At 74.0% G+C, this 10,961-nt stretch carries 9 protein-coding genes; all 9 read right to left on the reverse strand.

What is annotated here, in order from left to right; translation table 11 throughout:
• Positions 1-13 precede the first annotated feature (13 nt).
• The 9 genes from ACZ6R6_RS33605 to mihF all read right to left on the reverse strand — a co-directional run bounded on the left by ACZ6R6_RS33605 (position 14) and on the right by mihF (position 10,775).
• Positions 14-2,089 carry a primosomal protein N' gene (locus ACZ6R6_RS33605; RefSeq protein WP_470100213.1) on the reverse strand — a complete coding sequence of 692 codons (2,076 nt, stop codon included), beginning with the start codon at positions 2,087-2,089 and terminating at the stop codon, positions 14-16.
• A gap of 234 nt (positions 2,090-2,323) precedes the next feature.
• Entirely contained in the window at positions 2,324-3,580 is a 1,257-nt protein-coding gene (locus ACZ6R6_RS33610) for a LuxR C-terminal-related transcriptional regulator (protein ID WP_470100215.1), read from the reverse strand.
• A gap of 41 nt (positions 3,581-3,621) precedes the next feature.
• Complete coding sequence (locus tag ACZ6R6_RS33615; RefSeq protein WP_470100217.1) at positions 3,622-5,955, reverse strand: ATP-binding protein; 2,334 nt, start codon at positions 5,953-5,955, stop codon at positions 3,622-3,624.
• Positions 5,956-6,203: 248 nt separating this feature from the next.
• Entirely contained in the window at positions 6,204-7,391 is a 1,188-nt protein-coding gene (gene metK / locus ACZ6R6_RS33620) for a methionine adenosyltransferase (RefSeq protein ID WP_470100219.1), read from the reverse strand.
• A gap of 216 nt (positions 7,392-7,607) precedes the next feature.
• Positions 7,608-7,916: a hypothetical protein gene (locus ACZ6R6_RS33625; protein WP_306857701.1), complete on the reverse strand. Its 309-nt coding sequence runs from the start codon at positions 7,914-7,916 to the stop codon at positions 7,608-7,610.
• A gap of 139 nt (positions 7,917-8,055) precedes the next feature.
• A complete protein-coding gene (gene coaBC / locus ACZ6R6_RS33630; protein ID WP_470100221.1) occupies positions 8,056-9,399 on the reverse strand; it encodes a bifunctional phosphopantothenoylcysteine decarboxylase/phosphopantothenate--cysteine ligase CoaBC in 1,344 nt (447 codons plus the stop codon).
• Between the two features lie 8 nt (positions 9,400-9,407).
• The gene (gene rpoZ, locus ACZ6R6_RS33635; protein ID WP_012889517.1) at positions 9,408-9,671 is read right to left on the reverse strand and encodes a DNA-directed RNA polymerase subunit omega; all 264 of its coding nucleotides are present in this window, start codon (positions 9,669-9,671) and stop codon (positions 9,408-9,410) included.
• Positions 9,672-9,684: 13 nt separating this feature from the next.
• Positions 9,685-10,257, reverse strand: a complete 573-nt coding sequence (gene gmk, locus ACZ6R6_RS33640; RefSeq protein WP_470100382.1) for a guanylate kinase — start codon at positions 10,255-10,257, stop codon at positions 9,685-9,687.
• Between the two features lie 194 nt (positions 10,258-10,451).
• Positions 10,452-10,775, reverse strand: coding sequence for an integration host factor, actinobacterial type (gene mihF, locus ACZ6R6_RS33645; RefSeq protein WP_012889515.1), 324 nt, complete (start codon positions 10,773-10,775; stop codon positions 10,452-10,454).
• Positions 10,776-10,961 lie beyond the last annotated feature (186 nt).

The following is a 10,961-nucleotide window of genomic DNA, read 5'->3' on the forward strand; positions in this document are numbered from 1 at the left end:
TCGGGGAAACACCTCAAATCACATCGAGAGGGTCAATGCATACTCTGACCACCTCGGGAGCCTTGCGCGCGGAACGCACCCCGGCGGCCCCCTTCACCGCGGCGGCCAGCGCCGCCCCCGCCCCTCTGGGGACCCGGACCATGGCGCGTTCCCGCACCTGGTCGCCCCTGGGCGACTCGAGCGGGACGGGTCCGAGAACCTGAGCCCCGTCCGGCAGCGCCACCTCGCCGAGCATCTCCCTGACCGCCGAGGGGGAGCCGCTCAGCGTGGCCATCCTTACCGCCGGGGGGAAACCTAGTTCTGTCCTGTCGGCCAGCTCCCGTCCGGCATGGGTGATGGGATCCCAGCGCAGCAGCGCCTGCACGGCGGGCACCGAGGAGTCGGCCAGCACGACCAGCTCGGCCCGGGGCCGCAGCAGCGCCGCGGCGTTCATCCACCGGCGCAGCGTCTCCTCGGCGGCCCGCAGGTCCGGCCGGCCGAGCAGCGCCCACCCGTCCAGCAGCACGGCGGCCGCGTAACCGCCCTCGGCCACCGGCTCGGCCCCCGGGGTGGCCACCACCAGGGCACGGGCGGCGCCCACCGTGGCGAGGACGCCGTCCTTGCCCGAGGTCCTGACCTGCACCGAGGGGAAGGCCCGCCCCAGCTCCTCGGCCGTGCGGCGGGCGCCGACCACCTGCGCCCGCACCCGGCCGCCTCCGCAGGCCGGGCAGCGCCACTGCCCCGCGATCCGGCCGCACCAGCGGCAGTAGGGGGCGGCGTGACCGCCGCGCAGCGCCAGCGGCCCGCTGCAGTGCCCGCAGCGGGCCGGGGCCCGGCAGTTCTGGCAGGCCAGCGCGGGCAGGTAGCCCCGCCGGGGGACCTGCACCAGCACCGGGCCGCTGTCCAGCCCGGTCCGCAGCGCCCGCCAGGCGAGGCTGGGCAGCCGGGCCGCCCGCGCCGCCTCGTCCCTGGCCAGCTCGGAGTCCTCGCCGGCCGGCCGGACCCTCGGGGCCCTGGCCCTGACCGTCTCGCGGGCGGCGGCGATGGTGCCGGCCCAGCCCGCGGCGACGAGCTGGGTGGCCTCGGCCGTACGGGCGTATCCGCCGATGAGCAGGCCCGCCCGGCTCTGGTGGGCCCGTAGCGCGAGGATCTCCCGGGTGTGCGGGTACGGCGCCAGCCGCTCGGAGTGCAGGTCGTCCCCGTCGTCCCAGACCACCGCCAGCCCGAGGTCCCGCACCGGCGCGAACGCCGCCCCCCGGGTGCCGACGGCGGCGCGCACCTGCCCCCGCGCGACCCGCAGCCACCGGCGGTAGCGCTCGGCCGGTCCCAGGTCCGCGGTGAGCGCCACATGCGCCCCCGGCCCCAGGGCGGCGCTCAGCGCCGCGTCGGCCAGCGCCACGTCCTTGCCGTCGGGGACCACCACGAGCGCGCCCCTGCCGCCGCGGAGCGTCTCCCGGACGGCCACCGCGACCGCCGCGGCCCACCCCGGCCCGCCCTCTTCCGTCCCGGGCAGCGCGGTCCACACCGCCCGCGGCGAGCGCCCCCCGGCGAGGGCCTCCAGGAACGGCTCCCCGTCCGGGTAGTCCGCCCAGGGGCCCGGCCCGGAGCCGCCCGGCGCCTGCTGCGCCGTCTCCTCGGGCGGGGGGACGGCCTCGGCCTCCACCTTGGCGTGGCGGGGCGGCACGGCCAGGCGCAGGACGTCGGCCAGGGTGCCGGCGTAACGGTCGGCCACGGCGCGGGCCAGCACGGCGATCTCGGGGGTCAGCACCGGCTCGGGCGAGACGACCTTCTCCAGCCGGGCCAGCTTGCCCTGGTGCTCGCTGGCGTCCGCCCGCTCCAGCAGGAAGCCGTCGACGAGCTTGCCGGCGAAGCGGACCCGGACCCGCGAGCCCGGCACCGCGTCGGCGTCCATCGTGGCCGGGACGAGGTAGTCGAACGGCCGGTCCAGGTGCGGCAGGGGCGTGTCCACGGCCACCCGGGCGACCGGCAGCAGGGCGGCCGGCTCCGGCACCCCCCGGGCCGGCGCGGCCGGGACCGGCGCGGGCCGCTCACGGACGGCGTCGAGCGGCAGCAGGGCGCCGTCGTCTGGTGAGGGGCTGGCGTGGGTCACCCACTTGTCCTACCAGATCCCGGGAGCGGCCTCGTCCTGCCAGGTCCCGGGGCGGCGGAGGCGATCGGCCAGTGGGTCACGCCCGACACGGGGAACGCCCCGGTGTCATGTCAGCCGGAAGGGGACCCCTCCCTCAGCACCGGCTGACCGCTGCGGAACGCCGGAGCGCGCGGTGTCCCACTGGCCGCCCCCATCATGGGCCCCGGCACCGGCATCCCGCATCGGGCGATGTGCCTATATCTGCGCCTGACAGTCGTTCTCGGCCACCCACGCGGCCACCTGGGTGCGCGAGGCGAGGCCGCCCTTGGCGAGGATGTTGCGGACGTGCGCGTCCACGGTGCGCTTGGCGATGTCCAGCCGTGCGGCGATCATGGGGTTCGACAGCCCTTCGGTGATCAACTCTGCCACCTGGAGCTCCCGGGCGCTCAGCGTGCCGGTGACCGCCCGCGCGACCCGGCCCGCCTGGTGGGCGCACGGGGCACGTCCCGCGCCCCGCAGCGGCTCCTGTACGGCCGGCCGCCACCGTCCCCCGGACGGGCCCAGCCCGACCTCCCGGTAGGCCTCCAGCATCCTGTGGCGGCCTCCCGGCTCGCGGAGCACCACCGACCGCTCCACCAGTCCGGCCAGGACCGGCGCGACCCGGTCCGTCCCGAACTCGGCGCCGCAGGCCCGCTCGGCGGCGGCCAGGTCGAAGGGGCCGGGCAGCGCCGCCAGCAGCGCCCAGAGCCTGCGCTGCTCGTCGTCGCAGAGCCGGTGGCTCCACTGCACGCAGGCCCGCAGGTCGCGGTGGCGCGGCAGCGCGGTCCTGCTGACCCCGGTCAGCAGCGTGAGGCGGTGCCGCAGCCGCTCCAGCAGGTCGCGGGCCGACAGGGACCGCATCCGGGCGGCGGCTAGCTCGATCGCCAGCGGCAGCCCGTCCAGCCGGGCGCAGATCTCGGCGACCACCGGCGAGACGGCCGGGGTCAGGGCGAACCCGGGGTCGGCGGCCACGGCCCGGTCCTCGAACAGCCGCACGGCCTGCGGCAGCGGCAGCGGCGCCAGCCGCAGCACCCGCTCCCCCGCCAGGCCCAGCGGTTGCCGGCTGGTGGCCACCACCACGGTCTTGCGCGCCTGGCCGAGCAGGGTCTCCGCCAGTTCGGCGGCCTGGCCGAGGAGGTGCTCGCAGGTGTCGAGCACGACGAGCAGCCGCCGGTCCCCCAGCGCGGCGGCGAGCTCCGGCACCGGGAGGGGGCCGCCGGGTGCCAGCGTCCCGGCGACGACGGCCGCCGCATCGTCGGCGCCGGACAGCTCGGCCCGCCAGACCCCGCCGGCGAAGCCACGGCGCAGCGTGCCGGCCAGGCGCAGGGCCGTACGGGTCTTGCCCACCCCGGCGGGGCCGGTGACGGTCAGCAGCCTGGCGCCGGCGAGATGGCGCAGGCCCTCGGCCAGTTCCTCGGCCCGTCCCACGAAGCTGGACAGGTCAACGGGCAGATTCCCCGGACGCCTCGCCATTTTCCGCCCCCCGTGTCCGCCGAAATGTTACCAGGCGGTAGTCACAGGCTCCCCTGAGCGGCGGGCCCCTCCCGGCGCCGCCGGGTCGCCCAGGCCGCGACCTGGGCGCGCGCCGAGAAGCCGAGCTTGGCCAGGATGTGCTCGACGTGCGAGTCGACGGTCCGCTGGAGGACCATCAGCCGGTGGGCGATCTGCCGGTTGGTCAGCCCCTCGGCGACCAGCTCGGCGACCTCCCGCTCCCGCCGGGTGAGCGGGGCCCAGCCGGAGTCGTGGCCGGCGGCCGGTCCCCCGGCCGCCTCCTCGCCGAGCGCGTAGGCGATCGCCCCCTCCAGGCCGAGGGCCGCCCCCTCCCGGGCCGCCTGGTCGGAGTCCCGGCGGGACAGGCCCCGCCTGACCAGCTCGGCGCAGCGGGCTCTCTCCTCGGCCATCATCGGATAGCCCTGCCGCAGCAGGCCCTTGTCCCGCCAGCCGGCCTGGGCCGCGCCGAGCAGCCGCCCCGCCCTGGCCAGGTCGCCCTGGTCCGCCGCGGCACCGGCCAGCAGCTCCAGGCAGAACACGACCGCCATGGCGTCGGAGAAGTGCCGCTTGACCCGCAGCGAGTCACGCGCGTGCGCGGCCGCCCGGTCCGCGTCGCCCTCGGCCCTGGCGACCAGCCCCAGCCCGTAGTCGGCGTAGGCGCGCGCCCACGCGTTCCCCCGCTCCTCGCACAGCTTTCGGCAGCGCAGGAAGACCTCCCTGGAGGCCGCCGTACGGCCGCGCCAGATCAGGCTCAGGCCCAGCTCCACCATCGCCGGCAGGAGCACCTCGGGGAGCCGCCCGCCGGGGCCGAGCCGGTCCACCACGGCGCCCAGCATGGCCTCCCCGCCGCTCAGGTCGCCCTCGATGACGGCCAGCGTCCCGCTCAGCTTGAGCAGCAGGAGCCCGACCAGGTCGTCGCCGGGCGCGGAACGGCTCCCGCACCGCTCCAGCAGCAGCCGCGCCTGGCCCAGGTGGCCCCGGGCGATGGCGATGTAGGCCAGGGTGAGCGTCGCCATCGACCACGGCTCGGTCCCGGGGCGCGCGAGGGCGAGCAGCCGTTCCAGATGGTGGTGGCCCTCCCGGAGCATCCCGCAGGCGACCCAGAGATACCACAGCGCGACCGCCATGCTCAGGCCGGTCTCGTGCTCGGCCGGGTCCTCGGCGCACAGGTCGAGGGCCGCGCGGATGTTGGGCCAGTCGCGCCGGATCCGGCCCCACAGCTCCACCTGGTCGGCGTCCGGGCCGATCGTCCTGCCCCGCACCGCCAGCTCGTGGTAGTGGCGCAGGTGACGGCGGCGCAGCCGCTCCCGGTCCCCGCTCTCCAGCAGCTTCGCCGCGCCGTACTCCCGGATGATGTCCAGCAGCCGGTAGACCGTGCCCTCGCCCCGCCTGACCGGGATCACGATGGACTTGTCCACCAGGCCGAGCAGCGCGGGCAGGACCCGCTCGGCGGGCAGCGCCTCGTCGGCGCAGACGCTCTCGGCCGCGGCGGCGTCGAAGGTGGAGACGAAGACCGGCAGCCGCGACCAGAGCAGCCGTTCGTCATCGGTGCACAGCTCGTGGCTCCACTCGACGGTGGCGCCGACGGTCGGGTGCCGCCTGCCCGCCGTGAGGCCCGACAGCAGCCAGAGCCTGTCGTCGAGCAGGCCGAGGATCCGGTCGAGGGGGAGCGTGCGCATCCGGACGGCGACCAGCTCGATGGCCAGCGGTATGCCGTCCAGCCTGGCGCAGACCTCGGCGATCTGCCGGGCGTTCCCGGCGGTGAGCGCGTAGTCCGGGTCCACGGCGGTGACGCGCTCCAGGAAGAGCGCGACCGAGTCGCAGCGCGACAGCGCGGCCACCGACTCCGCCTCGCGCGGGCCGGGCAGGGGCATCGGCGCGAGCGCCACGAGGTGTTCGCCGGGCACGCCGAGCGACTGCCTGCTGGTGGCCAGGATCCGCAGTCCGGGACTGCTCTCCAGCAGGGTCTGCGCCAGCCGGGCGCAGGCGTCCACGAGGTGCTCGCAGGTGTCCAGGATCAGCAGGGTCCGCCGGTCGCGGAGATGCTCGGCCAGGGCCTCGGCGTCCGGGCGGCCGGCGGGGTCCGCCGGCTCCAGCGCCTGGGCCACGGCCTCCTCCAGATGGCCGGGATCGCTCACCCCGGCCAGCTCCACGAGCCGGACGCCGTCGGCGAAGGCCCGGCGCACCCCGGACGCGGCCCTGACGGCCACCCTGGACTTGCCGATGCCCGCGCCCCCGGTGACGGTGACCAGCCTGGACACCTGGAGCAGGCGCCTGACCTGGCGGACCTCCTCCTTGCGCCCCACGAAACTGGTGACCTCCGCCGGTAGCCCGCCTGTCCCCGACCGCCTGCTCACGTCTCTCCCCCAAGATCTCTAAAAGAGAGAAGCTACACAGGGTCCGACGTCCCACGCCCGCGGGTGGTGGTCAGCTCAGGGCACGGCCGTGCCGTACGGCTGCGGCCGGGCGGCGGGATACCGTCGAGACGGAGGGCGGGTGGAGGCGGGGGCTACGCCTCACCATCCGGGGCATAGCCTCCCCCGGGGCCGGCGGGAGACGCCGCAGCCCCCCGTGAGACGGCTCACGGGGGGCTGCGGCGGAGGGGTCAGAGACCGGCGGCGACGCGCAGGGCGTCGGCGCGGTCGGTGGCCTCCCAGGAGAATTCGGCGCGGCCGAAGTGACCGTAGGCGGAGGTCGCCGAGTAGATCGGGCGCAGCAGGTCGAGGTCGCGGATGATCGCGGCCGGGCGCAGGTCGAAGACCTCCAGCACGGCCTGCTGGATCTTCTCGGCCTCGACCTTCTCGGTGCCGAAGGTCTCGACGAACACGCCGACCGGGTGCGCCTTGCCGATGGCGTAGGCGACCTGGACCTCGGCGCGGTCGGCCAGACCGGCGGCCACGATGTTCTTGGCGACCCAGCGCATCGCGTAGGCGGCCGAGCGGTCGACCTTGGACGGGTCCTTGCCGGAGAAGGCGCCGCCACCGTGGCGGGCCATGCCGCCGTAGGTGTCGACGATGATCTTGCGGCCGGTCAGTCCGGCGTCGCCCATGGGGCCGCCGATCTCGAAGCGGCCGGTCGGGTTGACCAGCAGGCGGTAGCCCTCGGTCTCGATCTCCAGGCCGGCGAGCACCGGGTCGACCACGTGCTCCTTGATGTCGGGCGCGAGCATCTCCTTGAGGTCGATCTCGGCCGCGTGCTGGGTGGAGACCACCACGGTGTCGAGGCGGACCGGGCGGTCGCCGTCGTATTCGATGGTGACCTGGGTCTTGCCGTCGGGGCGCAGGTAGGGCACGGTGCCGTCCTTGCGGACCTGGGACAGGCGCTCGGACAGGCGGTGCGCGAGCTGGATCGGCAGCGGCATCAGCTCGGGGGTCTCCCGGCAGGCGTAGCCGAACATCAGGCCCTGGTCGCCCGCGCCCTGGCGGTCGAGCTCGTCGGCGTCCTCGCCCTCGCGGGCCTCGTAGGCGTCGTCGACGCCCTGGGCGATGTCGGGCGACTGCGCGCCGATGGACACCGACACGCCACAGGAGGCGCCGTCGAAGCCCTTGTGAGAGGCGTCGTAACCGATCTCGAGGATCTTCTCCCGGATGAGACCGGGGATGTCGACGTAGGTCTCCGTCGTCACCTCTCCGGCGACGTGGACCTGACCGGTGGTGATCAGCGTCTCGACCGCGACGCGGCTCTTGGGGTCACCCTTGAGCATGGCGTCGAGAATCGCGTCACTGATCTGGTCGGCGATCTTGTCCGGGTGGCCTTCGGTGACCGACTCGGAGGTGAACAGGCGACGGGACAAGTCAGTGGCTCCTCATGCAGCGGCTGCTGGCGTCTGGGGGCTCTGGCGTCTATACGACACCAGTAGCGCTGAGCCGAAGTCTAGCCGTACCCGGTGCGGCCACGTGAAATCCCATCTTGCTCTCTTTCCGCGCGCCGGGCCGATCCGTCCTCCACCGCCCGGACGCGGGCCGGCAGGGCCGTGTCCGGGCGCGGCGCGCCCGGGCGCGCCGCGGAGTCACAGGTCGGGCAGCGGATCGGGCGGCAGCGTCTCGGGCGCGAAGACCTCGGCGTCGGCGGCGCACACCACCGCCGCGTACTCCTCGTCGATCTCGAACACCATGTCGCCGAGCTCGATGGCCGCGCCCGCGGAGAACTCCACCGGGCCCAGCCTCGTCCGGCGCGCGTGGGTGGCGTAGACCGAGGTCGGCGCGTCCTGGTCGAAGAACTTGGTGGACAGCACGGAGATCGACCGGTCGGTGACCACGATCAGGAAGGTCGCCATCCCCGGCGAGCCCACCGACAGCGCGGGCAGGATGTAACGCATGTCCTCCCCAGGGGGGAGCAGGGCGCGGCAGCGGGCCCTGACAGCGGCGGGGACCGGCATGGTCAATTCCCTTCATGCTGCAACGTCGCAGGTCACTCCGGACGCAGTATCCGCCGCCAGAGAATCTCCGGCAAGCGGATCAGGCAAGCCTCTGGGCGACGAGATCCCACACCACGTCGGCGAGGTCCTCCTTGGGGCCGCGCGGGATCTCCACCGGCTCGCCGTCGGCGGCCAGGACCACCGCCGCGTTGTCCGGCGTGCCGAAGGCGAGGTTGTCGCCGACCTGATTGACGACGAGCAGGTCACAGCCCTTGCGGGCCAGCTTGGCCCGCCCGTTGGCCAGGACGTCGTCGGTCTCGGCCGCGAACCCCACGATCACCGACGGGTATGGTTTGAGCCCCTCGCGGCGGCGCGCGCCCAGCTCCGCGAGGATGTCGGGATTTTTCACCAGATAGATGGGGTCGGGGTCGGCCGAGGTTTTCTTGATCTTCGAGCCGCTCTGCGCCGCGGGCCGGAAGTCGGCGACGGCGGCGGCCATGACCACGGCGTCGGCGTCCTCCATCGCCCCCAGCACGGCGGCGCGCAGCTCGGCGGCCGACTCCACCCGGACCACCGTGGCCCCGGCCGGATCGGGCAGGGCGACGTTCGCGGCGACCAGGGTGACCTCGGCGCCGCGGGCGACGGCCGTGCGGGCCAGCGCGTAGCCCTGCAGGCCCGAGGAGCGGTTTCCGATGAAGCGGACCGGGTCGAGCGCCTCGCGGGTGCCGCCGGCGGAGATCACCAGACGGCGGCCGGCCAGGTCGGCGGGGCGCCCGGCCAGGACCCGGCGGCAGACCTCGAAGATCTCCTTGGGGTCGGGCAGCCGGCCGCGGCCGGTGTCGGCGCCGGTCAGGCGGCCCACGGCGGGGTCGATGACGATCGCGCCGCGCTCGCGGAGCGTGGCCACGTTGGCCCGGGTCGCCGGGTGCTCCCACATCTCGGTGTGCATGGCCGGGGCGAAGACCACCGGGCAGCGCGCGGTGAGCAGGGTGTTGGTGAGCAGGTCGCCGGCCAGCCCGTGGGCGGCCTTGGCGAGCACGTCGGCGGTGGCCGGGGCGACCACCACCAGATCGGCGTTCTGCCCGATCCGGACGTGGGGCACCTCGTGCACGGAGTCCCAGACGTCGGCCGCCACCGGGTTGCCGGACAGGGCCGCCCAGGTCGGCTCGCCGACGAAGCGCAGCGCCTCCTTGGTCGGGACCACCCGGACGTCGTGACCGGACTCGGTCAGGAGGCGGAGCAGCTCGCACGCCTTGTAGGCGGCGATGCCCGCGCTCACACCGAGGACGACGGAGGGCCTGCGGCCCGGGACGTCCGCTCCGGGCGGGTGGCCGGGGGCCGGGTCGTCCGGATCGGCGGGCCCGGGACGGTGGCCCTCTCCCTCACCCGGCTCCGCCCGCCGTACGGGCCGGTCGGCCGTCGCACCCTCGCCAGGCGTCCGCATCGGTGGGACTAGCCCTCGATCGGCTCGGAGGTGAGCAGGCCCTCGCTGACCTCGCGCAGCGCGATGGACAGCGGCTTCTCCTGCGCGTGGGTCTCCACGAGCGGGCCGACGTATTCCAGCAGGCCCTCGCCGAGCTGGGAGTAGTAGGCGTTGATCTGGCGCGCGCGCTTCGAGCCGAAGATCACGAGGCTGTACTTGCTGTCGACGATGTCCAGCAGCGCGTCGATCGACGGGTTGGTGATGCCTTCGGAGTAGGCGGCGTTCGTTGCCACGTTGTGATTTCCCCTAGCTAGGTGAACGACCGGGGCTCGAAGCCTCGGGAGCATCAGCCAGTAAGGCTATCAGCCGATGACATACATCCTGGACGGACGTGTTCACAAGAGTCAGGTCGAACTCCTGCTCGGCCGCCATCTCGATCCGGCCCGCCGCCAGCCGGCGGGCGATGACGTCCTCGGGCTCGGTGCCCCTGCCGCGCAGGCGCTTCTCCAGCTCCTCCCAGGTCGGCGGGGCCAGGAAGACCAGCACCGCCTCGGGCATGCTGGCCCGGACCTGGCGGGCGCCCTGGAGGTCGATCTCCAGCAGGGTGGGCACTCCGGCGGCGAGCTTGTCGAGCACCGGACCGCGCGGCGTGCCGTATCTGTTGCCGGCGAACTCGGCCCACTCCAGCAGCTCGCCGGAGGCGGCCAGCCGGTCGAACTCGTCGTCGTCGGCGAAGAAGTATTCGACTCCGTGGGTCTCCCCGGGCCGCGGCTTCCTGGTGGTCACCGAGACCGACAGCCACACCTCGGGGTGTGCCCGCCGGAGCTCGGCGACGACCGTGGACTTGCCGACGCCTGACGGCCCCGAGAGGACCGTCAGGCGATTGCCGGTCGGTCCGGCGAAGGCTCGCGCCGTCGCCGGACCTGCGACCGGGGAGGTGAAGCCACCGGACCCGCTCTCAGCGGTTGCCTCCGGGGTCCGACTCTCGTCGGGCCACGACGTTCCGGTCACTCCAAACCCCCCGTGATGCCTTTCCCGCGGATGCGGGTGAGCGTGTTCTTACTGAACCGAGACTAGCTCTCGGCACCGCCGAACTCACGCTCGAGCGAAGCGCGCTGGTTGGCGCCCAGACCCCGCACGCGGCGGGACTCTGCGATGCCCAGCCGCTCCATCAGCTGCTTGGCGCGGACCTTGCCCACGCCGGGGAGCGACTCCAGAAGAGCCGAGACCTTCATCTTGCCGATGACGTCGTCAGCCTGCCCGTCTTTGAGCACCTCAGCCAGAGAGATCGCGCCATGCTTCAGGCGGTTCTTAACCTCGGCACGCTCTCGGCGGGCCTTGGCAGCCTTCTCTAGGGCTGCGGCGCGCTGCTCAGGGGTAAGGGGAGGAAGAGCCACGCCGGGTCACCTCGAATTTCCTGTCGATGTACTCGGACGGGATGGGAAACTAGCTGGTCATGACGCTCCAAGCAACGTCAAGACCAGTTTCTTCCCTTGAAAAATCTACTTCGTCACCTTGTGTAGCCGAAAAGTAGCCGAGCGTCGACGAAACTGCGCTCACCGCCGTGTTTTCAAGCGACGTGG

The organism is Streptosporangium sp. NPDC048886 (genome assembly GCF_055586905.1).

What these genes read in the sequence shown, in the direction of transcription:
- ACZ6R6_RS33625 (WP_306857701.1), bottom strand. Translation starts at nt 7,916, where the DNA reads ATGCGTTACATCCTGCCCGCGCTGTCGGTGGGCTCGCCGGGGATGGCG.
- coaBC (WP_470100221.1), bottom strand. Translation starts at nt 9,399, where the DNA reads ATGCGGACGCCTGGCGAGGGTGCGACGGCCGACCGGCCCGTACGGCGG.
- ACZ6R6_RS33610 (WP_470100215.1), bottom strand. Translation starts at nt 3,580, where the DNA reads ATGGCGAGGCGTCCGGGGAATCTGCCCGTTGACCTGTCCAGCTTCGTG.